Raw genomic sequence first — 25,780 nt, 5'->3', positions numbered from 1 at the left:
TCAGAAGACGAGGTGGTTTGATATTCAAGATGATTTTATATACTCTTGTGAGGCTTGTAGTTTGGTTAAAAACCCTTCCGTCATCAATTCCTTTACTGGAATTGAATCCTCCTTCCCTTGAAAAGAAGGGAAGGAGTTGTTTGATTTGTTTGGGTTTGGAAATTGGGCTGTAAGTTGAGGTGGTTTTATAAATTAAAAACCTAAAATCAGTTTTGCGATTAGGAAATAGGTCATAATCCCAAAAATATCATTGCTGGTAGTAATAAACGGTCCCGTAGCTACTGCCGCATCAACCCCGCGTTTATCTAAGAAAATAGGGATAAATGTACCAATTAAGGCTGCCATGACTATAACTGTTACAAGGGCAATACAAATGGTCATCGATTCGTAGTACGTTGTTTTAAATCCGAAATGACTGATGATCAAGACTACAAAGGCAATGGCAAGTCCGTTAACCAAGCCCAAGAGCATTTCTTTAAAAAGCCGTTTGATAATGTTGCCATCAATGGTGTCATTAGCTAATCCTTGTACTACAATGGCTGAAGACTGGACGCCTACGTTTCCGGCGGTTGCTTGCACTAGCGGAATAAATAATAATAAGGCCGGGAATTTTAACATCGCGTCGCTAAACCCGTTAATGATACTCGCGGCACCAATACCGCCAAACATACCAATAAGAAGCCATGGCAAGCGTGCTTTGGTCAGTTGCCAAATACTATCATCGGCCTCAACATCGGCGGTAATACCTGCTGCCAATTGGTAATCTTTATCGGCTTCTTCACGTAAAACGTCAATAATATCATCAATGGTAATACGGCCTAACAACACCATCTCATCATCCACTACCGGAATGGCTTCCAAGTCATATTTTGCCATTATTTTAGCCACTTCTTCCGGGTCTTCATCAACTTTTACATAATCCACACTTTTAATGTAGATATCGGCAATTTTTTCGCTGCTTTTGGCAACAATTAAATCTTTTAGAGAGAGACGCCCAACCAGCTTGTTTTGTTTGTTCACTACATAAATGGAGTGGACTCTGGTCACATCTTTTGCTTGGCCTCTTATACGGCGCAAACAACCCTCAACCGTCCAGGTTTCATAAACTTTAACCAATTCTTTGGCCATAAGTCCACCGGCGGTATCCTCATCATAAGCAAGTAGTTCAGTAATCTCCGCTTTATGACCTTCGTCTTCTATGTGATGGATCACTTCGCGTTGACGCTCTTCTGATAATTCTGCAATAATATCCGCAGCATCATCGGTGTCTAGCGCTCCAACTTCGTCTGCAATTTCTTTAGAAGAAAGGTTGCGCAATACTTTTTCACGATTGTCTTCATCCAACTCCATTAAGACTTCTGAAGTGGTTTCAGAATCTAGGAGTTTGATCACATACATAGCTTCATCAAGATCAACTTCATCAAGAATTTCAGCAATATCAGCGTAATGGAACTCCATTAAAAGCCTGTTTAACTCCTCGTCATCTCTAATTTTGATGAGGTGCTGTACCTGTTCAATGAGTTCGTCAGTAAGCTCAAATTGTATGTTCTCTCTCTCGTCAGTCAAATGGTGTGCTTTTTTAAGACTTAATTATCGTTTTCTATCAGTTGGGTCAGTGTGATAAACTTTGCTACGCTTAACTGTTCTGGGCGCTGGTCAAAGATAGGATTTGATTTTAAATTATCAGATAAATCGAATGATTTTAAACTGTTGCGAAGTGTTTTTCGACGCTGTTGAAATCCTGTTTTTACCACTCTAAAAAAAAGTTTTTCATCACAAGGAAGCGTGTAGTTTTCTTTTCGGATCAATAATAACACCCCAGAATCTACTTTTGGTGGCGGATTGAACACTGTTGGTGGCACCGTAAATAAATACGTCGCGTCATAAAAGGCCTGCGTCAGTACCGATAATATGCCGTACACTTTGCTGCCTTCTTTGGAACAGATGCGTAGGGCCACTTCTTTTTGAAACATGCCAGAAAACTCAGGAATCTGATCACGCATTTCCAAGGTTTTGAACAGAATTTGCGACGAAATATTATAAGGAAAATTCCCAATAATGGCAAAAGGTTGCTCTTTAAATACGTCTTTGAGGTTGTATTTTAAAAAGTCTTTTTCAATAATCCGATCCGCTAAATTGAGATAGTTGTTTTTGAGGTATGCTACGGAGTCTCTATCAATTTCAATAACATGGGTGGTAATGTCTCTTTTTAATAAATACTTGGTAAGAACCCCCATACCCGGACCAATTTCCAAGACGTGGTCATACCCTTTATACGACAGGGAATCGGCAATTTTTTCAGCAATACTTTCATCCGTCAGGAAATGCTGACCAAGGTGTTTTTTTGCTCTGACTTGATGATCTTTGGACACGAATAAGAATGGTTTAGTGAGAGTGAAAATTAGAAGCGCGAGGCCTGAATTTCAAAGTGCGAAGTTAGTGAGAATATTTTTTAAAAGTAGAATCCATCTATTTTCTCTATTCTCTTCTCTATATTCTCTTCTCTATATTCTCTTCTCTCTTCTCTGTTCTCTGATCTAAATTTAATCTGCCTTTACAGTGTATTCATCAATAAGTTCCAATTCCGTACGGAATGCCAAGACCTTATCGCCAAACATTTTTAAGGATTCGCCCCGCAATTTGTCCGCATCATTTTTATAATAATGTTCTAATGCTTCACGTGATTTGGCTCTGTATTGTACAGAATAAGTGACAGCACCTTCATGCTCTTCAACCAGCACTTTAGTCAGTTTTGCCTCGGTAAAATGACCTGTGGCCAATACATGGGGAATGTGTTCCTTAATCCAAGCTAACCATTTGTCGTGGACGCTGGCAGCTACATTTGAAGTGACGTTATATATAATCATACTATTAAAATTTAAAAAAATAAAGTACCAAATTTCAATGGTAACAGATGAAATTCTGGTGCGTCTTTATCCCATTACAGAATGTGTGCAAATTAAAGAAGTTCTTGGCTGTCATCAAAAAAAACAGTGTCTTTTTTAATAGAACTTCATTTCTTAAATTAAACTAAAAGTCCTTCTAATTTAATTTATTGCATCGCCCCGTAACCTCCTAAACTGCTTGCGGGCTTCCACAAAATAGATGCTGTCCTGATGGTTGAAGATGAGTTTCTCATATAAAGACTTTGCCAGATCAGGTTGGTCAAGAATGTTATTGTACAATTCGGCCAAATAATAATAGGCGTCATCGGCCAAAATACCATCACTGTAATGGGCAATGATGGCTTCATAATTGGCAATGGCTTTGTTATATTGTTTTTTCTGCTGAAATAATTCTGCTTGTTTAAAAAGTGCTTGATCTTCAATGCTCTCGCCTTTATGTTCAGTCAACACTCTGTCTAAAAGTGCAATTGCTGCATCGGTTTTGTTTTGAAAGGCCATCAAATCTGCTTTGGCATACAGTTTTAAGGCCACTTGAAGCGAATCTTCATATTTGTTATCTGAAATGAGCAGTTTTAAGTCTAAAGCATCATTCGCAATAAGTTGGGATGTGGAAGACTTCAATACTTTCAATTGGGATTCTGCCCATTCAAAATCGCCTTTGTAATAACTTGTTTTCGCCACTTTAAATCGCGCCTCCTGAGCTATTGGGCTGTTTTTTAAATTGGCTTGGATTTGGGTATAATAAATCAAACCTTCGTTAAACTTTTCCTGAAATACTAGAATGTTGCCCAAGGTCATTTTTACGGTAGCTTGTTGAGCTGTAGGGAGGTTGAGTTTTAAAGTTTCCTTTAAGAAAATACTGGCATCTTCAGGCCGGTTCAGTTGAAAGGCAAGAAAATTGGCATAGGCTATTTGTAAGGTCAAGGTTTGTTGAGCCCTGCCGTAGGTGAAAAACAGTTCTTGATATTTTTCTTCAATAGCTATTAAATCTTTGGGAGTCGCAGCATCAGTTGCAATGGTCAGTAAATAACGATTGACTTCTAGAATGGCCGAAATGTCTTGTGTATGCTCTAAGACATAATTAAAAATGTCAGTGGCAATCGTATTTTTCTTGTCGCTTAGTGCGGTCAAAGCTACCTCAATAATGCGGTTTAAGCTTTCCCGCTGCCTCATATACAGCGCTTTTTCTTGCGTAAAGGCTTTGTTGTAATCTTTTTCCTGAATGAACAGCCAACTGAGTAATTCGTACCAATAGGTATCAGGCTGGGTTTGTATTTTTCTGAGCAAAAGTTTTTTTAAGAGGATGTTGTTCTGGTTATCTTTATTTTCGGACACAAAATCACTAAACTCTCTTTTAATACTGTTCAGGAATTCTGGTCTAATATCTACGTAGGCCATGTAATTACTAAATAGTAGTTCAATATTGCCTTGTTCGCCATACGCGCTTGCCAATTCACGATAGTAGTTAAGGTTAGGGTCGAGTTCCATGCCCTTTTCATAACTCTTAATGGCATACTCCAATAAAGAATGCTGCTCAAATTGCCGCGCTATTAAGGCAGCATATTCCAGACGTTCTTCAAGTTTTGCAAGGGCTTCATTATAATATGCAGTGGCTTTGTCTACGTCATTGCGCAATTGAAAGTTATAACCCAACTCAATAATCAGTGACGGATTGCGGTATTGGGTCATTTTGGAGGTAATCAGCGCTTCAGCATCATCAAACTGTTCGAGTTCCTGATAGGTTTTAATCAAATGAAAAATATAGTTGTAATTGCCTGGCTGTTCTTTATAGAGCTTTTGGTAGGAAAGGAGTGCTTTTTGGAATTCGCCACGCTTGTAATAGTCCGCAGCCAGTTGTTCTTCATCGTTTTGTGAATACGATAAAAAGCCCATACCAAAGATAATCACCCATAAAAACGCTTTCATGAGACTAATTTATGTAAATATAAGCACTTAAGGGATCTTGGTATTGTGAATGTTTTAATAAAAGAAAAGCCCAAACGTTGGTTTGGGCATTACCATCAAAATAAATGTGCTATTAACCATTAATTATATAAAATGATTCAATTATCCTGTGTGGTTTTCTTTATTAGTGAGTTTTATGTGCTATCTAAATCAAAACTTTAATCATTAATACCACCAAAGAGATGAGTATTAAAAGGCGCATAAAATTTTTCATATGATGTCAATTTCTATTTCGAACCACTAACATGAAAAAATTTTATCGAAAAACAAAAAATATGACCATATTTTCGTCGAACAACGTCATTTTTTTGTATTTCATCTAAAAATTATAAGATATTACTTACAAATTAGATGCTGTCAAATCCTGTATATGATCTTAAGACTTCAGGAATTGTGATGCCATTTTCTGTTTGATAATTCTCTAAAATTCCAGCTAAAACTCTGGGTAAAGCTAAAGAACTTCCGTTGAGCGTATGCGCCAATTCATTTTTGCCTTCAGCATTTTTAAATCGCAATTTTAAGCGGTTGGCCTGAAAGGTTTCAAAATTTGACACTGAAGAGATTTCTAACCAACGGTCTTGTGCTGTAGAAAACACTTCAAAATCATAGGTCAGTGCTGAGGTAAAACCTAGGTCCCCACCACATAAACGCAAAATACGGTAAGGTAGCTGTAGTTCGTCTAAAATGCCTTTAACGTGCTCGACCATACCATCTAAGGCTTTGTAAGAATTGTCAGGATGCTCTACACGTAAAATTTCAACCTTATCAAATTGATGTAAACGGTTTAAGCCTCTTACGTGAGCACCATAACTTCCAGCCTCACGTCTAAAACACGGCGTGTAGCCTGTTATCCCAATTGGCAGTTCAGATTCATTTAACAGCTCATCTCTAAAAATATTGGTTCCAGGAACTTCAGCCGTAGGGATCAGATACAGGTTGTCTTCCGTAACGTGGTACATTTGGCCCTCTTTATCTGGTAACTGGCCAGTACCAAAGCCTGATGCTTCATTGACCAACAGTGGCAATTGGTACTCTGTATATCCGGCAGCTGTGTTTTTATCTAAAAAATAGGCAATCAAAGCACGTTGTAATCTTGCACCTTTACCTTTGTAGACAGGAAACCCTGCTCCGGTAATTTTGTTGCCCAATTCAAAATCAATAATGTCGTATTTTTTTGCCAATTCCCAATGCGGTATAGCGTTGGCGTGCAATTTTGGAATGTCTCCTTTTTTGAACACTTCTTCATTATCATCTTCAGTGCTTCCTGCAGGAACGCTTGTATGCGGCACGTTTGGAAGTTTGTAGAGCAATTGACTTAAATTTTCAACAGTAGTATTAAGGTCGTCGCCAAGTGTTTTTGAAGTCTCTTTGAGCTCTACTGTTCGTTCTTTTAAAGCATTTGCTTTATCTGCTTGTCCTGATTTGTACAAGGTTCCAATTTCTTTAGATAGACCGTTGGATTCTGCCAGGGTGTTGTCCAATTCCGTTTGTAAACGTCGTCTTGTTTCATCAAGTGCAATGACGTCATCAATCATTTGTGTAGCGTCAAGGTTTCTTTTTTTCAAGCCCTCAATCACTTTTTCTCGGTTTTCTCTAATAAATGGTACTTGTAACATAATTATTTAATTTGATGGTAAAAATAAGTAAATTTTAGGGCATCTGCATTGCCTTTAATGCACAGTTCAACTAATTTTCTCAGGGTAACTGCTTAGTATAAGTACGAACTATTCCTTAGGCAGTTTTTCTTCCTGAGATGGGAGTAACCAATTGCTGTGCCTTAATGGATGCCATTTTTCATTGGCTAAATCCACTTCCGGGTCTATGAGTTGTTTTAGTTCGCCACCATTGACTCTCACGGAAGCATTTACATAAACTTTCACCTCTCTACCTTGGTCTGCAAAAATTTGTTTGAGACGTTGGGCAAATTGCCAGATCACATCGGGTTTTGTGCTAACAGATCGCAATTGTTTTGGAGACAAGTAATCTTCTATTTGCACAGGGATTTGTAAATTGGTTTTAGCATCGACAACCTTAAATGTCGTATGGCCGCTCTTTGCACGGAGCATCATGCGCCAGGATAACCGATGTCCTTCTTCCGTCCATAATACATCGTCCTTAATAAACCAATGGCGCGAAGGCAAGGTCACCTGAACTATAAAGTAAATAACAAAGACGGCAATAAATGGTTTATGATAATTTGGAACAATGACCTCCCCTTGCTCATAATAGGGTTTCCTTTTTAAGAAAATACGGTGAATTGTAGTGGTTGGGAAAAAGAACAGTGCAAAGGCTAATGACAAGTAGGGAAAGATGCCAATCTGAAATACAAAGGAATTGAATAAATGAAAGAAAATAGAAGCAAAAAATGCAAATTTTCTAGTGCGTTTCCACAATAACAGTGGGATAATTAGGGCATCAAATAAAATACCCACATAAGCAATGGTGTAATGTGTCCATCTTTGCTGCAGCAGTTCGCCCACCAAAAAGTAATCTTTTTTGCTCTTCATTAAGATCTCAGCTACTGAGGCGTCTAACCAATCTGGGTAAATTTTTGCAATGGCGCCGTAAGTGTACACAATAAACATTTGAAGAATAAATACCAACGCACACCAACTGGGCATGGAAATCATCTTGATTTTTGGATTTAACCGCGCATCGACAGAAAGATATTTATGAGCCGGTTGAAATACCATAATGGCGCTCAAAAGAACCAACAGATAGTAGTGGTTGTTGTAGGAGGATTTTTGCATTAAATACGTCCCCGTCCAAAGCATTGTAAACGCCAACATGCTCCATCTGTACTTATACCCGATCATGATGAACAACCCACAAAGCCCCATAACCCCGTAATAGAAGTACATGCCATTGCCAGGTAAGGGTTGGAGCCACTCGAAGCCAATAAACGAAAATGTTACTTGAGGATCCATAAGGGTGCGACGGATCCAGCCCGTGTAAATAGCCCCAACGCTTTCCATTATAATCAGAAAGCCAAAAATAATCCGGAACACGATGAGTGCACTGTTATCGATATATTTAAAGAGCAGCCTAGACATTGCGCTGGGCAATAATTTGTTGGGCATTGGTACGGTCTTGTCTTAATTGGGCAATCAGCGCATCTACCGACTCAAATTTTCGTTCGTCCCTGAGTCTGTCCAAGAAGCTGATTCTTATTTTTTGACCGTAGAGGTCTTCATTAAAATCAAAAAAGTGGGCTTCAATGGTTTTTTTATTGCCATCAAAAGTTGGATTCATACCAATATTCATCATGCCATAAATGATCTTGTCCCTATACATGGAAGAAATAATATACACCCCATTTTTGGGAATCAATTTATAAGCTTCATCAACCCTAATGTTTGCAGTGGGGAATTCCATTTTTTTGCCAAACCCTTTGCCCCTTACCACCGTACCATTGATGTAGTAATCATATCCCAAAAATGCTGTAGCAGTTAAAATATCACCAGAGTTTAGGGCATTTCTAATTTTGGTAGAACTGACCGCCACATCATCAACATCCTGTGCCGAAATTTCCTCAACCTGAAATCCAAACTCAGATCCAAACACTCTTAAATCATCAATATTAGCAGCTCTATTTTTACCAAAATGATGGTCATAACCAATTATTACATGCTTGACATTAAGTTGGTCTACCAATACGTTTTTTACAAATTCACGTGCCGACATCTCAGCAAAGGCCATGGTGAACTCTTGTACAAAAATATAGTCCAGACCCAACGCCGATAAGATTTCTTTACGTTCAGCAATGGTATTCAGAAGTTTAATGTTTGCATTGTGTTGTAAAACCATCCGAGGATGTGGGAAAAAGGTCAATACAACAGAAATAAGGTTCTGTTCAGCAGCCCTTGTGGTCAGTTTTTTGATAATTTTTTGATGCCCAATATGGACGCCGTCAAAAGTGCCAATAGTAACCACTGATGGTGTTTTGGGGATAGAATGCTCTGTTGCTGTAATGACCTTCAAGTTGTTTATTTTTGTAAAAATAACTATTTAAGGGTTTAAAAAAAATTAGTACTGGTGAATTGAATCTTAGGGTATCACAATTTATAAGAACCGCTTCATTAAGGCTTTTTCAAGCTGAAAGTTTCCTCTATTTTGGAAATGATGTGGGGCACTTCAGTCGTTGTAAACGTAAGCTCCAAATGAAAACGTTCATTTTCTAAGGGTGTTAAATTCAAGGTCCCCGTATTAATTTGGTAAATACCCGTTTCGCCTTTGCAATAACACAACCGTTCAAAAAGCACATTGACTTGTTGCAGCGCACTATCCTTCAAAGTCAATGCTTGAAGAGCAGGTGGCAGCTCTATATACAGACGTTCAATATAATAGCCATCAAGAGTGTTTGGGGCCTCCGTGCGCTGATATTCAAAAGTTAAAAGTGTGGTGTCTTTTTCCAAATATTCAAGATACCCAATACCGAATTCGTCGGTTTTGAATACAACAGAAGTGTTTGGAGAACTTTTAAAACTGCAGTTTCCATCCTCTGGGCATATGGGCGTTACTGTATTTAATTTTTCAGTGTTTTTCAAATTGTTGGTATGGCTTTTACATGAAAACTCTATTGGTAATGCGATTAATCCTATAATAAGAATGACCGTTCTCATAAACTTGGAGAGATTTTTGTAAGTTATTTAATTTGAGTGTAACTTTCAGAACGTTAAATATAGTGGTAAAAAGGAATGAAATGAAAAATAAATATTTAAAAACAACCTTGTTTTTAACACTGATCTTCACTTTTTCAATGAGCTATGCTCAAAAAAGCGATTCTCCTTGGACAAAGCTATTTAAAGGTGATATCTCTCATAATAAACTACTACCTCAACAATCGGTTCCTGAAACAGCCTCCTACTATCAGTTAAACATGGACGTTGTAAAAATGAACTTGCAAAATACTCCCCCTAGAGATTCAGGCACCTTATCTAAAGCACTTCTTGCTTTCCCTAATGCTGATGGGACTATGGAGACCTTTAGAATCATGGAATATTCAGTAATGCATCCTGAACTTCAGTCACAATTTCCTGAGCTTCGGTCTTATGTGGGCTATAGTTTAAAAAATTCAGCCACAGTAATATATTTTAGTATTTCTCCACAGGGTTTGCACGCCATGACCTTATCCAATTCTCACGCTACTCAATTTATCAATCCGTATACCACTGACGGCGCTTATGAAGCGTTTTCACGGAACGCCCTTCCTTTAACAGATAATTTATTTGAATGTGGAGTTATTGATGATGGTCTTCCCAATCCGGTTGAATTGGACAAAACTGTAATTGCTGTCAAGAATGCCAATGATGGTATGAGACGTACCTTTAGATTGGCCATAGGAACCAGTGTTGAATATACCAATTTCCATGGTGGCACGGTTGCTTCTGCTTTAGCGGCAATCAATACGACCATGACTAGGGTAAATGGTATTTATGACAGAGAATTGTCCATCAGAATGACCTTGGTAGCCAATAATAACCTGTTGATTTCTACCTCTGACAACAGCATTTTTTCCAACGAAGGCAATATCGGTTCTATTACCGACCTTATTAATAGTAAAATTGGTGAAACTTCCTATGATATAGGCCATACATTTACAACCGGTTCTGGAGGAAGTGCCTATTTAGGCAGGGTTTGTACCAACTCAAAAGGAGGAGGCACCACGGGGCTTTCAAAACCTATTGGTGATCCTTATGACATTGATTATGTTGCCCATGAAATGGGTCATCAATTTGGCGCTACCCATACGTTTAACGGTTCAGTGGGTGAATGTTTGGGAAATAGGTCTAATGATTCGGCTTATGAACCAGGAAGCGGTTCCACCATTATGGCTTATGCGGGGCTGTGCGCTCCTCAAAACGTAGAACGCAATAGTGATAAGTACTTTCACCAGATTAGTCTTCAGCAAATTTGGACCAATATAACCCAAGGCAATAGTACCTGTGCTGTTTTAACCTCTACAGGGAATTCCGCACCAACAGCAATGGCAGGTGCTTCCTATACTATTCCAATTTCAACGCCTTATAAATTGACGGGATCTTCTACTGATGTTGACGGGACAAAATCACACACCTATACTTGGGAGCAATTTGACCTAGGGGAGGCTGGAAGAGCAACAGAGACAACTGAATTTGGCCCGATAGTACGGTCTGTCCAACCCTCAACCAGTCCTGTAAGATTTATACCAAAATTTGAAGATGTATTGGTCAATGACGGCACATCAACAACCTGGGAGAAATTACCGTCAATAGAAAGAACCATGACTTTTGCATTTACTGTGAGAGACAATGACACTAGAGGAGGGCAAACAGATGTTGATGTCATTACCGTGAATACGGTGGATGCTCCAGGGCCTTTTAAAGTAACTTCTCAAAACGATAGCATCCCTTGGGAAATTGGCGCCATAAAAAAAATTACTTGGGACGTTGCCAATACCAACGTAGCTCCCATCTCTGCACCAACTGTCAATATAAAATTATCTATTGATGGGGGTACTACTTTTCCTTATATCTTGGCCGCTAACGTGTCTAATGACGGGGTTCATGAAATTATGGTTCCCGCGGGCACTGAGACCAATCGTGCTCGAATTATGGTGGAAGGTGCAGGGCATATTTTTTACAATCTCAACACGTCTAATTTTAAGATCATCGGCGTAGATTATCTATTAAATTTCTCTCCAACGACAATGACGGTTTGTCAACCCGAAAACGCAGTTTATAAGTTTACATACAATACTTATCAAGGCTATACTGGAAGCACTGTATTTTCTGCTACAAATTTACCATCAGGAACAACAGCAACTTTCAGTCCAGCATCCGCAAGTGCCAATGGCACCTCGGTAACGATGACCATTACTGGAATTGGTGCACTTGTACCAGGAAATTACGAATTTTCAGCAGTAGGAACATCGGGTGCCATCACAAATAGCTCTGATTTACAACTGACCGTCTATAATAAAGTAATTGCACCAATTGTTTTACTAACACCTCTTAATGGTGCCTCCGGACTTTACCGTGATATAGAATTTACATGGGCAGAAGATTTTAATGCAGAAGAGTATCTCTTAGAAATTTCAACAAACAGTAATTTCAAAACTATTGTAGACGCGCAAACACTGACTGCCAACTCTTATGCAACCGTTTTAGACTTAGAAACTGTGTATTATTGGAGAGTTACTGGAGTGAATAGATGTTCAGGAAGGACTGTTTCTTCCATATATACCTTTTCTACTGGCGTTTCTACTTGTGTGGATGCGTTAAAAGCAACAGATACCCCAATTGTTATTTTGGCAGACAAAAGAGGAACATACACTTCATCCATTACGGTAACAGAGAGTTTGCCAGTAACGGATGTGAATGTCAAAGTCAATATACAACATGAATGGGTGAAAGATTTAGAACTTTTTCTAGTAAGTCCTCAGGGCACCACGGTGGTTTTATCCCGTGAAAATGGTGTGAATGAAGCTAAAAATTACGTTAATACTATTTTTGATCAGCAGGCAACAGATTCTATAACAAAAGGTACGGCCCCTTTTACAGGGTCTTATATCCCTGAGGGAGATTTGTCTGTTTTAAATGGCGAACTGTCTGCCGGAACTTGGACCCTGAAAGTGGTTGATCTTTTTGATACTGATGGCGGAACTATCAATGAGTTTACACTCCAGCTGTGCCTTGCACGACCTTTAGTCATTGAAGGAAGAAATTTTCTTGCTTTTGGACTTTTTCCGAACCCAAATAATGGTGAATTTACGGTAAAGTTGCAATCTACTTCAGAAGAAGATATCAGCATTGAGGTGTTTGATATGAGAGGGCGTAGAGTATTTGGAAATCGTTTTGACAATACAGCTAATTTTAGAGAAGTCATCCGACTGGATGCTGTACAGTCTGGAATGTATTTAATCAATATCTCAGATGGTTTAAAAACAGTCGTCAAGAAGATTTTGGTTCACTAATCACCGAATTTTAAATAGCATAAAAAAGGAGCTACATTTAGCTTCTTTTTTATGATCAATTGTTAAGTTAAATTATTGTATGGTCCACCCATAAGTTCGTATTGCGTAAATTACTCATTACCCGCGGCTATTTCTATATTTAAAATTCTGCTCACAATACATGAATCTGTTGGATTATTTCCATCATCTCCAACGAGATCAAGACCTTCTTCAAAAAAGAGTTTTCACAAAAAAAAACTGCCTTGGCCAAAGGCAGTCATCAGCATTCACGATAATGTAGTCGACAAAAACTAATAGATTATATGAAATACTAATTGTGGATGTCTATAGACACAAACAAATTTCAGCTTTTATTCTCTTGTAAATGTCAATTTATCATTAACAAATGACTTATTTAACAAACATGGTTAACTATCTGAAAAATAAATAATTATAAGATTAAAATTAATTTAATGTTAATTTAATGTTACCTAAACATTGTTTTAACGTTAATAAACCTTATATTTACATATAGTAATGTAAAACCCATAATTATGAGAAAGCAAATTTTATTTTTATTTGCCTTATTGATTACTGTGACCTCTTTTTCACAACAGAAAAGAGACTTAAAGCTCAATGAAAAAGCAAAAGTTATTGAAGTTACTTATTACCATGACAATGGCGTTGTAAGCCAAACAGGTGCTTACACTTTGGATGGTAAACTTCAGGGCGAGTGGTTGAGTTATGACACAGAAGGCAATAAAATTGTTGCAGCTAATTATGATAATGGAAAAAAAGTCGGCAAGTGGTTTTATTGGAATGATGAAACCTTAAAAGAAGTAGATTATAAACAAAATGCAATTGCAAAAGTAGTCCAATGGAATGAAAAAAGCTCCGTTGCTGTCCGCAACTGATCATTATGTACGTGTTAAAGAATAGAAAAGCATCCAATTTGGATGCTTTTTTTATTTATAACAATTTGGATGCACTTTAGAAATTTAAACTATATCCAATTGAAAACGCAGTTCCAGGTTGTCTAAATGAGAATCGCGCTTTTTCAGCACTGAAAGATTCATAGGAGCTCTCTTTTTTTGAATCTAAGATATTATCTACTTTAAGGCTAATGGAAGAATTTTTATCTTTTCCAAAGGTTTTGGATAAATTAAAATTTAAACTATTAAAAGGTTGAACGAACACATCTGGATTTTTTCCAAATCCTACAACTTCTAAAGTTTTACCTTGCACATTGTAGAATAAACCCGTTTCAAAACCTATCGTTTGGTTATTATAGTTTAATCCTGCATTCACCAAAAATGGCGATTGCCCTTGTAAATGTCTCGTATCATCAATAGTTTCACCATCACGTGCAAAAGCTTGTCTAGAATCAAATTCTTGATCTTCACCCTTAGCCATTTTAATTTTTGATTCAATAATGGACACATTTACATTGAGACTCAAATCTTTTAGTCCTTCGGTTATAAATCCAAAATTCTTTCTTACTTCAAATTCCAATCCATAAACTTTAGCAGACTTAGAATTTCTTGGTGTGAATTGGTTTGGTGCAGTTACCGAAAAAGCCACCAGCTCAACGGGATCTTTGAAACTTTTATAGAAGCTACTAACAGCGAACATTTGAGATTCTTCCCCGAATACTTCAAATCTGAAGTCGAAATTATCTATATATGATGGCACTAAATCTATATTTCCGAGGAAAAGTGTACCCGTCAATAAGTCAGAAATTTGTACTAAAGAATTTTCTTTAAAACTCGGTCTCGCTGTCGTTTTTGAGTATGATACTCTAAAGTTTGTATCTTCATCAAACTCATAAATTAAGTTAGCAGATGGAAAGAAGTCTAACTCATCCAATAATTGTTCATTATTTAAAATTTCACTTCCTGTATTGTTTTGACCAGTAAAAAAACTTGTAAAATATTCTGCTCTTAGGCCTATGATAGTTCTTAATTTATCACCTATTTTAAATTCGTTGGAAATGTATGCAGCTGTGGTATTCTGATTTGCATCAAAAGAATTTGCTGGTTCAAAGTTTCCACGAATATATGACCCAGAATTTGTCTGAGGAGTCCAAATAGTCTCATCGGTTAAAATGGCATTTGGATTGCCTCCAAACACCGTTGGGCTTAAGTTCAAGAATGCAATTTCATAACTGTAAATTGAATAATCACGTTGTTTGTAGCTATATAATCCACCAAATTTTAAGGATGCTTTTTTATTAAATAAATCATATTTTTTGGTAAAGTCAACTTTTCCAACAAGATTAACTTCATTTAAATCTCTCCAAATTCTATTTGGGAAACCTGCATCAGAACTAATGGTGAAACCTCCATTTGGTTCTTTGATAAACGTGGTTAATCTTACATCCTTATCATTTACTCTTGATGAGGTGGGTGCTATTTTCCATTCAGTTGTAAAAGAGGCATCCTCATTGCTGTGTTTTCCTGAAAATAGTAAATTTGATACTGAACGCTCAGTATATTCTAAGTTGTCTTTGACCACATCAATAGAATTTGAGATTTCAGTAGTTTGATCAAATAAAGCCGCTCTACTTTCACCATTTTGAATATGTAAAACATTCAGACTATACTTTGACTTTGAAGTTTTGTAGGTAACTCCTGTCAGTAAAGATGCCAACACATTATTAGAGCCATAATCTCCTATTTGACGTCTGTCAAAACGCAATTCGTATTGGTCACGTTCTTCCGGCTTTTGATAGATCCCGTTTTCAAACCCTTCATAAAATGTTGTTGTATTCTTATAGTCCAGAGATGCAATAACCCCTAATTTATTTTCGCCTACGTCAAATTGATTACCGTAATTAAAACCAAAACTAAAGTCAGGCATACTAGAAGTTCTTTCAGTGGCTAAAGTGGGATTAAAGGCGCGCGTAACGTTGTCTAATATACCGTTTTTTTGAGCAGCAGGATTAGGAATTTTTAAGTCCGTTGCCAATGGTAATCTTCTTGTGCCATCATCAAACCCTAAAAAATCTGTGTTACCACCTTCATAACTCAAATAGTTATCCTTAAAGTGCATACTTGGATTGAACCCTCCAGAAAATGACACACGCATTTGCTTCTTTGTAGGGAAATCTTTGGTGATAATATCAACCACACCACCGGTAAAGTCAGCAGGTAATTGGGCAGAAGCAGATTTGATTACCAAAATATTCTCAAGAATATTAGTTGGAAATATATCCATTTGGATGGTGTTTTTATCAGGGTCTAATCCCGGTATATCCATTCCATTCAGGACAGATTTGGTATAGCGGTCACCTAAACCACGAACAAATACGTATTTACCATCTTGGACAGAAACACCTGGAACGCTCTTAATTGCAGATGCTATACTACTGGCACCAATTTTATTGATACTTTCAATAGATAAACCATCCATAAGGGTGGCAGAATTTTTTTGTAAATTCAAAACCGATTGTTCAGAATTTCTTCTGGCCGTAGTTGTAATCACAACTTCATCCAATGACGCAGTTGATGGACTAATTGTAACGGTTAGTTCTGTTACACCTCCATTTTTAATAATAACACCTGTTACTTCTTTGGACTCATAACCAACAAATGAGAAAAGCAAGGTATAAGAACCTTCTTCTTCAAGTTCTAAAGTATAATTGCCATCAAAATCTGATGTGGTTCCTTTTTCAGTCCCTTTTATTAAAACATTTGCAAATGGTAGCACATCATTATATTCCCCATCTAAAATTTTACCTGTAATCTTCCCTGTTTGTGCATTTACAAATTGTAAAGCCAATAAACATATGACTGTAAGAATTGATTTTTTTAACATTATGGCTAATTTGTGTAAACTAATTTTATAAATGAATAAAATGTCCATGGCCTTTTAGGGCTAATGGACATTTATTTGTGATCTGTTATTTTTTAATTAAAAGGCATTTAAATACGCTGCATACGTCCATGAAAATACGGTAGTATTTGCACCAACAGTGGCAACACTTGGAGAGGCGATTGCTGTAGCATTATTTAAAAATTTAGCTTCGTCGCCTGGTAAGGCACCGGTAATGATGCTTGGTAGAGTAACACCAGAAGGAAGTACGATTTCCCATTTAGAAAATGCGATTCTTCCATTTGTCAATTCTGTTTGAGAATCTGCTCCGTTTACTTTTACAGTTGCTGTAGCAGAGAAACCATAGGCCAAAATATTGTTCATGTTGGCTATAAGACCATCTCTTAAATCAGCATATTTTGAAGTACCGCCAGCGTCACCAATGATGGTGACATTTTGAATGGTATAACCACCTTCAGTTGCTGAAGAACCAGCAGGGCCATCAAGCTCTAAAGCTGAATCAGAGTCAGCACCCAAAATTACCAAAGCGTTGTTAATTGTACCAGACCAAGCCTCATCAGCATCTAAACCATCATCACCTTGACCGTATGTTAATACATTTGATACATTAACAGTGCCTCCAAACCATTCAATAGAATCATCTTGGTTAGCAACTACTTCAATGTTATCAATAACAGTACTTGAACCAACACCACCTAAGGTTAAACCATTAATTTCGTTATCAGTTGCAATAGATATTCCACCATGGCGGATAGAAATATATTTTAACACACCAGAGTTGTCATTTGAAACGTTCCCACCATATTCACCATAACTTTCGGTAGCAGGAAGACCTTCAATACGGTTTGTCTGAATATCACCACTTACAGATATAGGCGCTTTTCCTAAAACAATTACACCACCCCATAAACCTGAGTTAGCCATCGTTAAATTTGAACCTCTTGTTTGTCCTACTTGGATATCATCTAATATAGAAGTGAAGATAATTGGTTCTTGTGCCGTACCTTCAGCCATTAATTTGCCGCCTTGGTCAATCACTAAAGCCGAAGCCAAAGATAACTGTCCCTCAGCTCCCTTAATAATTGTACCTTTGTTGATGGTAAGCGTGACACCTTCATCGACTACAACTTTTCCTGATAAAACATAAATATTGTTAGCAGTCCAAGTTTCATCTGCAGTAAGTATTCCTGTTTTAGTGATAATATCTCCAGTTTCACCTCCATCATCATCATTTGATATGACATCGTTATCAGCACAACTTGTAGCAAAATTTAACGCTAAAATCGATATCGCCAAGTAATAGAATTTTTTCATGATTTTTTTAATTTAGGATTGTTTGATTTAAAGTTTAAATTTTTTTTACAAAGAAAGCGACATTGTGTAAAAACTGTGTTACCTCAGTATTAAACCTAGGTCATATAAAAGTTAGGTTTATGTTAGTTTTAGGTGAATTATTACAAATAGGTGATCTAAATTTAACATTGAAAAATGTATCTTGCGTGCGCTTAAAGCATTACTATGAACTGGGAACAATTATTATCATTAAAACGATTTGGAGATACACACAAACGTATCAGAAAAGAACAGGATGAAACACGTTTAGGCTTTGAAGTGGACTATGATCGAATCATTTTCTCTTCAGAATTCAGAAGTCTTCAAGATAAAACCCAGGTCATTCCGATGTCGCAGACTGATTTTGTACACACCCGATTGACGCATAGTTTGGAAGTGAGCGTGGTAGGCAGAAGTTTAGGAAGACGTGTGGGTCAGAAAGTATTGGCTAAATATCCGCATCTTCAAAATATTCACGGCTATCAAGCTAACGACTTTGGTGCCATTGTAGCCGCGGCAGCTTTGGCGCATGATATTGGAAACCCGCCTTTTGGTCACTCTGGAGAGAAAGCGATTGGCGAATTTTTTAATAACGGCAAAGGCAAGCAGTTTAAGTCGCAATTAACCGATAAAGAATATCAAGATTTATGTGATTTTGAAGGCAACGCCAACGGTTTTAAAATATTGACCGAAAGTCGTGTTGGACGATTAGGCGGTTTACGTTTGAGCTACGCCACCCTTGGTGCGTTTACAAAATACCCTAAAGAATCTTTGCCAAAAAAACCAACCACACATATTGCGGATAAAAAATATGGCTTTTTTCAAAGTGAGAAAAATGCTTTTGAAGACGTGGCACAAGAACTTGGACTCATCAATCGTGGGAATGCTGAAGATTTGAGCTATTCCAGACATCCATTAGCTTTTTTAGTAGAAGCTGCCGATGATATTTGTTACACCATTATCGATTTTGAAGATGGGATCAACTTGGGATTGATTGATGAAGAATACGCTTTAGAATACCTAATCAAATTGGTAAGAGATACGATTAATACGAACAACTACCATGCGTTGTCCAATACGGAAGACCGCATCAGTTATTTGCGCGCCTTGGCTATTAGTACCTTAATTAATGAAGCTGTAGAATTGTTTATGAAACACGAAGAAGATATCCTGAACGGCACTTTTGAAAAAACATTGATGGATGTGTCTAAATATCAGGCTCAAATTAAAGACATTATTAAAGTGAGTGTTGAAAAAGTCTATCAATCGGCTGAAGTGGTGGATAAAGAAATCGCCGGATTTAAAATTATTGATGGCATTTTAGACGTGTTTACGGACACGATTTTAAATCACCATCAAGGCACCTTAGGCAGTTATAACAAATCAATTCTTAAGATTTTCCCCAAAACTTTAGATTTGAATCAAGAAAATATCTATCACAGCTTGTTGGGTATTTGTAATTATGTGGCAAAATTTTCAGACAGCAAAGCCATTATGACGCATAAAAAACTCCAAGGGACGCATTTTTAATTAGATGTCCTGGATTCGAGCTAATGCTGCTTCTAAAGTTTTAGAGATATAATCAGCATCTAGCTGCGATAATTCTTGTAATTGTTTTACCGAACCTTGTTCAATAAACGCATCAGGAATACCGAGCACTTTTATAGGAAGATGGTAGTCGTGTTCCGCAGCAAATTCTAGAATGGCTGATCCAAATCCGCCTTTTACCGTGCCATCCTCAATGGTGACAATATATTTAACGGTTGTAAAGATGTCGTGCAACAATGCTTCGTCCAAAGGTTTTATAAAACGCAGGTCGTAATGGGCAATATCCCGTGAATTGCTCACATTTAAAATGCCTTCTTTTGCGTTTTCTGCGATGAATCCTACGGTCAACACCGCAATATCTTTTCCTTCTTTAAGGATTTCACCCTTGCCAATAGCTAATTTTTCAAACGGCTGTTTCCAATCTGCGACCGATCCATACCCACGCGGATATCTGATGGCGATAGGGTGATCGAGACCCAATTGTGCCGTGTACATGATGTTGCGTAACTCCCGTTCGTCACGAGGTGCCATAATGATGAGCTTAGGAATGCACCGTAAATACGCCAAATCAAACACCCCGTGATGGGTAGCACCGTCTTCACCTACCAAACCTGCACGATCCAAACAAAAAATAACCGGTAAATTCTGCAACGCCACGTCATGAATGACCTGATCATAGGCGCGTTGTAAAAACGTAGAATAGATGTTGCAAAACACCACCATACCCTGTGTGGCCATTCCTGCTGAAAGTGTTACCGCGTGTTGTTCAGCAATACCTACATCAATAGCTCGATCCGGCATTTGAGCCATCATGAATTTTAAAGAACTTCCGGTTGGCATTGCGGGTGTAATGCCTACAATCTTCGGATTTTGTTCAGCCAATTCTACCAAGGTCAATCCAAAAACATCCTGAAACTTCGTAAGTGACGATGCTGATTTTGCAATTAATTCCCCCGTAAGCGAATCGAATTTTCCTGGTGCGTGATACGTCACCTGATTTTCTTCCGCTTGTTTTAAGCCTTTTCCTTTGGTGGTGATGACGTGCAAAAATTTAGGGCCTTTAACAGATTTCAATCGGTTTAATTCCAATATGATGGCATCCAAATCATGACCATCAATTGGGCCCGTATAATCAAAGTTTAATGCTTCAAAAATGTTATCCTGTTTTTCGGTGCCTTTTTTGACGTTGGTTAAATACTGCTTTAAAGCACCAACACTCGGGTCGATACCAATCGCATTATCATTAAGGATGACGAGCAAATTGGCATCGGTAACGCCTGCGTGATTAAGACCTTCAAAAGCCATCCCACTCGCAATAGACGCATCGCCAATGATCGCCACGTGATGTTTGTCTTCACCTTTTAATTGGGAGGCAATGGCCATTCCTAAAGCTGCAGAAATAGAGGTGGAGGAGTGGCCTACGCCAAAAGTGTCATATGTACTTTCATCCCGTTTAGGGAAACCGCTGATGCCCCCAAGCTGTCTGTTGGTATGAAAATTATCTTTTCTCCCTGTCAAAATCTTATGTCCGTAGGCTTGATGTCCCACATCCCAAACCAATAAATCTTCGGGCGTATTAAACACATAATGCAAAGCAATGGTCAGCTCTATCACACCCAAACTAGCGCCTAAATGTCCTTCTTTTGTGGCTACGATATCAATAATGAAGTTGCGTAGGTTTTTGGCTAGTTGCGGTAGGTCTTCCTGATTTAAAGCTCTTAAATCTGAAGGTGAATGGATATGGTCCAATATATTTTTCATCTGACTACAAATGTAGCATTTGAAATTGTATTTTTGATTTTTAACCTTTGAAGATTGCCTTGTGGAAAATCCTTTTGACGATGTCTATTTTATGAAAAAAGCTTTGCAGGAAGCTGAAATTGCTTTTGATAAAGGCGAAATTCCTGTGGGCGCCCTGATTGTAATTGATAATAGAATCATTGCACGAGCACATAATTTAACTGAATTACTCAATGATGTAACGGCTCATGCTGAGATGCAAGCCATTACAGCAGCTGCCAATTTTTTAGGCGGGAAATATCTTATTAACTGCACGCTTTATGTCACCTTAGAGCCATGCCAAATGTGTGCTGGAGCGCTTTATTGGAGTCAGATTAGCCGAATTGTGTATGGCGCCAGAGATCCTGAACGCGGTTGCATTGCTCTACATACAAAGCTGCATCCTAAGACCGTCATGGTTGGTGGCGTGTTGGAAGAAGAATCAGCGCAATTGTTGAAACGCTTTTTTATTGAAAAGCGCAATTTAAACTAGAACTTATTTTTTTCTTTGTTGCGCATCTTGTCTAAATTCTCTTTAGTGAGCATATAATCTTTGAAATTTCTGTCCTTCCAACGGTGATAGGTGAATAACGGAAACACTACAAGAAACAATCCCACAGTTCCAAAACCAATCATTTTTTGGGAATATGCAGTCTCAAAAATAAATCCGGCAGCAATACTGCCTATGGTGAGGATTACCAATACAATTATTAGATATTTCATTATTGTGTGATGTTAATTAATTTACGACGGTACATGGTGAGCAGTTTTGATTTGGAGATAAACCCCACATAAATCCCGTCATCTACTACGGGCAGGTTCCACGCATTGCTATCTTGAAATTTTTTCATGATTTCAGTCATTTTGTCTTTCTTAATGTCGATGGTGTCTGGTGGTGCTTGCATAACATCACGGGCAAATACTTCAGAATAGAGCGTGGGGTCAAACATAATTGGGCGGATGTCGTCCAGCAAAATGATCCCTTTTAATATATTGGATTTGGCGTCTACCACCGGAAATATATTGCGATTCGATTTGATTACCGCCTCGTGCACAATATCGCCCAAAGTCATTGTGGTGGTAATTTTAATAAAATTTGTTTCCACAACTTTATTGATATCCATCAATGTCAACACTGCATGATCCTTATCATGGGTAATGAGCTCTCCTTTTCGGCCCAACTCCATTGTGTAAACGGAATGTGGGTGAAAATATTTCGTAATGCCGAAGGATATGGCTGCCGTAAGCATCAGCGGTATAAATAATTCATAGCCGCCGGTGACTTCGGCAATCAAGAAAATAGCGGTTAAGGGTGCGTGTAATACGCCGGCCATTAAGCCCGCCATGCCAACCAGCGTAAAATTACTTTCTGAGACGGGATAATTTGTAAATCCACTGTGATTGATAAGTTTTGCAACACAGTTGCCCATAATGCTGCCCATAAATAATGTTGGTGCAAAAATACCTCCAACACCCCCAGCTCCAAAGGTAAGTGCGCTGGCAATAATTTTAAAAAACACCAAGCCTGCCAAAAGTAAAATCACCACCCAAATGTTCTCTAAATTGAGATTTAAAAAATTATTCTGAATGGCTTTTTGATGGTTCCCCGCAATTAAATTGTTAATAACCTCAAAGCCTTCACCGTATAAGGGAGGAATAAAATAAATTAACATGCCCAAAAGAGAACCTCCAATCACCAGTTTTTTAATGGGCGAGTCAATACGATCAAATAACCGTTGTATGCGATCATAAACCTCAGTAAAATAAATGGACGTAAATGCAGCGACAACTCCTAAGAGCAAGTAAAACGGCGCATCAGATAATTTAAAGCCTTCTTCGAGGCTGAAGGGTAGTAGCACATCATTACCAAGAAAAAAATAAGAGGTCAAAATAGCAGACAATGACGCCATTAACAACGGCAACATGGAGGCAATGGTTAAATCTAAACTGAATACTTCTATAGCAAAAATAATGGCTGCAATGGGGGCTTTAAAAATGGAGGACATAGCTCCCGCCGCGGCGCACCCAATCAATAAATTCCGCGTGGTTTGATTGACGTGAAATAGCCGTGCAATATTTGAACTTATGGCTGCCCCAGTAGCCACCGTGGGGCCTTCCAGCCCTACAGAACCTCCAAAACCCACGGTGAGCGGTGCAGTTAAAATAGACCCAAACATTTGATAGCGTTTCATGATGCCTTTACGCTTTGAGATCGAAAAAAGCGTTGAAGGAATCCCGTGACTTACCCTATGCCTGATGACATATTTCATGATGAGGTACACTAAGGTCAGGCCCAAAATGGGAAATAGAAAATAGAAAGCTTCATGGTAATACCGTACCAATTGCCCTTCCATGATATGTTGGATAAAATGCGTCAGGTTTTTTAAAACAACCGCACCAACACCTGAGGTGAAACCCACCAAAATACTTAAGATAACCACAAACTGGTTGTGGGAAATGTATCTAGCTCTCCAAATTAAGAGCTGCTTAAAAAGTGGTCGTTTAGGCATTTTTAAATCTACTAAAAAATTTGTCCCGATGGTTATCGGGACAAGGTTTAAATTTTACTAAGATTTGAGCTTAAGTCTTAAACTTAGTTCCTCTAGTTGTTTATCGTCAATTGGTGCAGGAGCGTCAATCATGACATCGCGACCATTGTTGTTTTTTGGGAACGCAATAAAATCGCGAATGGTTTCCTGTCCGCCCAAAATAGCGACCAATCTGTCCAGTCCAAAAGCCAATCCACCGTGTGGCGGTGCACCATATTGGAAGGCATCCATTAAGAACCCGAATTGTGCTTTGGCTTCTTCAGGAGTGAATCCTAAATAATCAAACATTAAAGCTTGGGTCTTTTTATCGTGAATTCTGATAGAGCCGCCCCCAATTTCATTCCCGTTCAATACCAAATCATATGCGTTGGCTTTTACCGCTCCCGGATCTGTATCCAACAATTCCAATTGTCCTGGTTTTGGTGAGGTAAACGGATGGTGCATGGCGTGGTAACGGTTGGTGTCTTCATCCCATTCCAACAACGGAAAATCCACTACCCACAATGGTGCAAATTCCTTAGGATTACGCAAGCCTAATCGCGTTGCCAATTCCATACGTAAGGCACTTAACTGTGTTCTTACTTTATGGGTATTTCCTGAAAGCACACAAATCAAATCTCCTGGCTTTGCACCGGTTAGTTCAGCCCATGTGGCTAAATCTTCTTGATCATAAAATTTATCCACTGACGATTTAAAGCTGCCATCGTCATTATAACGTGCGTAAATCATGCCTAGGGCACCAATTTGCGGACGCTTTACCCAATCAATCAATTGGTCAATTTCTTTACGTGTATAAGCGTTTCCGCCGGGTACTGCAATTCCAACAACCAATTCGGCCGAGTTGAACACTGCAAAATCTTTGTGTTGAGTGACCTCGTTTAACTCGCCAAATTCCATTCCGAACCGGATGTCTGGTTTGTCATTACCATACTTTTGCATGGCTTCGTCATACGTCATGCGTGGGAATTTATCAATTTCCACCCCATTCACTTCTTTTAATAAATGACGGGTCAAGCCTTCAAACGCATTCAAGATATCTTCTTGTTCAACAAACGCCATTTCACAGTCAATTTGCGTAAACTCTGGCTGCCTGTCGGCACGTAAATCTTCATCCCTAAAGCATTTCACAATTTGGAAATATTTGTCCATGCCACCTACCATCAACAGTTGTTTAAAGGTTTGCGGACTCTGTGGAAGTGCATAAAACTGCCCTGCATTCATACGGCTTGGCACCACAAAATCGCGTGCCCCTTCTGGTGTGGATTTGATTAAGTATGGTGTTTCAACTTCTATAAAACCTTCATTGGATAAATAATTGCGAACTTCTTGCGCTACTTTGGCTCTAAAGATCAAATTGTTTTTAACAGGATTTCTTCGGATGTCTAAGTAACGGTATTTCATGCGGAGTTCTTCGCCACCGTCAGTGTCATCTTCAATCGTAAAAGGAGGGAGAAGTGCCGAATTTAATAGGGTCAGTTCAGAAACCAAAATTTCAATATCACCAGTGGCAATGTTGGCATTTTTGGAGGTGCGCTCAATAACAGTTCCTTTAACTTGAATAACAAATTCACGTCCTAAATTTTGCGCTTGTTCCATCAAGGCTTTTGGCGTGCGCTCCTCATCAAATACAAGTTGCGTAATCCCGTAACGGTCGCGTAAATCTACCCAAAGTACAAACCCTTTGTCGCGACTTTTTTGAACCCATCCTGATAAGGTAACTTCGGTATTGATATGTGATGCTCTTAACTCACCACAGTTGTGACTTCTGTACATAGTATGAAAAATTGAAGTGCAAATTTAATGAAGTTCTATGAGTATCAGATAAAAAGGTTTAACAATTATGGGAGTTTTACATTTTAGGTTTATACATGCTGAACCTCGAAAAAGCGTCCCTCAAAATATGTAAAGGGGAATGCTTTTTATTCATTCTTATT

Annotated in this window: 18 protein-coding genes; 4 read left to right on the top strand and 14 right to left on the bottom strand. The window is 38.3% G+C overall.

What is annotated here, in order from left to right; genetic code table 11:
- Window positions 1-192: 192 nt before the first annotated feature.
- From mgtE to JEM65_RS09600, 8 genes are all read right to left on the bottom strand, one after another.
- Entirely contained in the window at window positions 193-1,566 is a 1,374-nt protein-coding gene (gene mgtE / locus JEM65_RS09635; RefSeq protein WP_199598937.1) for a magnesium transporter, read from the bottom strand.
- Window positions 1,567-1,586: 20 nt separating this feature from the next.
- A complete protein-coding gene (rsmA, locus tag JEM65_RS09630; RefSeq protein WP_199598936.1) occupies window positions 1,587-2,372 on the bottom strand; it encodes a 16S rRNA (adenine(1518)-N(6)/adenine(1519)-N(6))-dimethyltransferase RsmA in 786 nt (261 codons plus the stop codon).
- Between the two features lie 171 nt (window positions 2,373-2,543).
- Window positions 2,544-2,867: a DUF4286 family protein gene (locus JEM65_RS09625; protein WP_199598935.1), complete on the bottom strand. Its 324-nt coding sequence runs from the start codon at window positions 2,865-2,867 to the stop codon at window positions 2,544-2,546.
- Between the two features lie 180 nt (window positions 2,868-3,047).
- A complete protein-coding gene (locus tag JEM65_RS09620; protein WP_199598934.1) occupies window positions 3,048-4,832 on the bottom strand; it encodes a tetratricopeptide repeat protein in 1,785 nt (594 codons plus the stop codon).
- 386 nt (window positions 4,833-5,218) lie between these two features.
- Complete coding sequence (serS, locus tag JEM65_RS09615; protein WP_199598933.1) at window positions 5,219-6,487, bottom strand: serine--tRNA ligase; 1,269 nt, start codon at window positions 6,485-6,487, stop codon at window positions 5,219-5,221.
- Window positions 6,488-6,595: 108 nt separating this feature from the next.
- Window positions 6,596-7,951, bottom strand: a complete 1,356-nt coding sequence (locus JEM65_RS09610) for an HTTM domain-containing protein (RefSeq protein WP_233530596.1) — start codon at window positions 7,949-7,951, stop codon at window positions 6,596-6,598.
- On the bottom strand, window positions 7,917-8,852 hold the full coding sequence (locus JEM65_RS09605; protein ID WP_199598931.1) for a bifunctional riboflavin kinase/FAD synthetase: 936 nt from the start codon (window positions 8,850-8,852) through the stop codon (window positions 7,917-7,919). Before JEM65_RS09605 ends, JEM65_RS09610 begins: the two co-directional genes overlap by 35 nt.
- A 98-nt stretch (window positions 8,853-8,950) precedes the next feature.
- Window positions 8,951-9,493 (bottom strand): hypothetical protein, encoded by a 543-nt coding sequence (locus tag JEM65_RS09600; protein ID WP_199598929.1) that lies wholly within the window; start codon window positions 9,491-9,493, stop codon window positions 8,951-8,953.
- Between the two features lie 80 nt (window positions 9,494-9,573).
- Between JEM65_RS09600 and JEM65_RS09595 the strand changes: the two genes are divergently transcribed.
- Complete coding sequence (locus JEM65_RS09595) at window positions 9,574-12,825, top strand: reprolysin-like metallopeptidase (RefSeq protein WP_199598927.1); 3,252 nt, start codon at window positions 9,574-9,576, stop codon at window positions 12,823-12,825.
- A 533-nt stretch (window positions 12,826-13,358) separates the two neighbouring features.
- On the top strand, window positions 13,359-13,718 hold the full coding sequence (locus JEM65_RS09590) for a toxin-antitoxin system YwqK family antitoxin (RefSeq protein WP_199598926.1): 360 nt from the start codon (window positions 13,359-13,361) through the stop codon (window positions 13,716-13,718).
- Window positions 13,719-13,794: 76 nt separating this feature from the next.
- On the opposite strand, the gene JEM65_RS09585 is transcribed toward JEM65_RS09590, so the two are convergent.
- A complete protein-coding gene (locus tag JEM65_RS09585) occupies window positions 13,795-16,620 on the bottom strand; it encodes a TonB-dependent receptor (protein ID WP_199598924.1) in 2,826 nt (941 codons plus the stop codon).
- A gap of 96 nt (window positions 16,621-16,716) precedes the next feature.
- Window positions 16,717-17,952: a hypothetical protein gene (locus tag JEM65_RS09580; protein WP_199598922.1), complete on the bottom strand. Its 1,236-nt coding sequence runs from the start codon at window positions 17,950-17,952 to the stop codon at window positions 16,717-16,719.
- Between the two features lie 204 nt (window positions 17,953-18,156).
- Here JEM65_RS09580 and JEM65_RS09575 point away from each other — a divergent pair, with 204 nt between their 5' ends.
- Window positions 18,157-19,500, top strand: a complete 1,344-nt coding sequence (locus JEM65_RS09575) for a deoxyguanosinetriphosphate triphosphohydrolase (RefSeq protein ID WP_199598920.1) — start codon at window positions 18,157-18,159, stop codon at window positions 19,498-19,500.
- Here JEM65_RS09575 and dxs read toward each other — a convergent pair whose 3' ends face one another.
- Window positions 19,501-21,279 carry a 1-deoxy-D-xylulose-5-phosphate synthase gene (gene dxs / locus JEM65_RS09570; RefSeq protein WP_199598918.1) on the bottom strand — a complete coding sequence of 593 codons (1,779 nt, stop codon included), beginning with the start codon at window positions 21,277-21,279 and terminating at the stop codon, window positions 19,501-19,503.
- Window positions 21,280-21,340: 61 nt separating this feature from the next.
- On the opposite strand from dxs, the gene JEM65_RS09565 reads away from it, so the two are divergent.
- On the top strand, window positions 21,341-21,790 hold the full coding sequence (locus tag JEM65_RS09565) for a nucleoside deaminase (protein ID WP_199598916.1): 450 nt from the start codon (window positions 21,341-21,343) through the stop codon (window positions 21,788-21,790).
- Here the strand turns inward: JEM65_RS09565 and JEM65_RS09560 are convergent.
- The 3 genes from JEM65_RS09560 to aspS are packed head-to-tail and all read right to left on the bottom strand — an operon-like array spanning window position 21,787 to window position 25,619.
- The gene (locus tag JEM65_RS09560; RefSeq protein ID WP_199598914.1) at window positions 21,787-22,020 is read right to left on the bottom strand and encodes a hypothetical protein; all 234 of its coding nucleotides are present in this window, start codon (window positions 22,018-22,020) and stop codon (window positions 21,787-21,789) included. The genes JEM65_RS09565 and JEM65_RS09560 overlap by 4 nt on opposite strands.
- The gene (locus JEM65_RS09555) at window positions 22,020-23,807 is read right to left on the bottom strand and encodes a chloride channel protein (RefSeq protein ID WP_199598912.1); all 1,788 of its coding nucleotides are present in this window, start codon (window positions 23,805-23,807) and stop codon (window positions 22,020-22,022) included. The genes JEM65_RS09560 and JEM65_RS09555 overlap by 1 nt, the downstream gene beginning before the upstream one ends.
- Before the next feature lie 57 nt (window positions 23,808-23,864).
- Complete coding sequence (gene aspS / locus JEM65_RS09550) at window positions 23,865-25,619, bottom strand: aspartate--tRNA ligase (protein ID WP_199598910.1); 1,755 nt, start codon at window positions 25,617-25,619, stop codon at window positions 23,865-23,867.
- Window positions 25,620-25,780: the final 161 nt, after the last annotated feature.

The sequence above is a fragment of the Gelidibacter salicanalis genome (assembly GCF_016469035.1).
GTDB lineage: Bacteria > Bacteroidota > Bacteroidia > Flavobacteriales > Flavobacteriaceae > Gelidibacter > Gelidibacter salicanalis_A.
The sequence above is the reverse complement of the archived record's forward strand: the minus strand, read 5'-3'. Positions and strand labels throughout refer to the sequence as shown.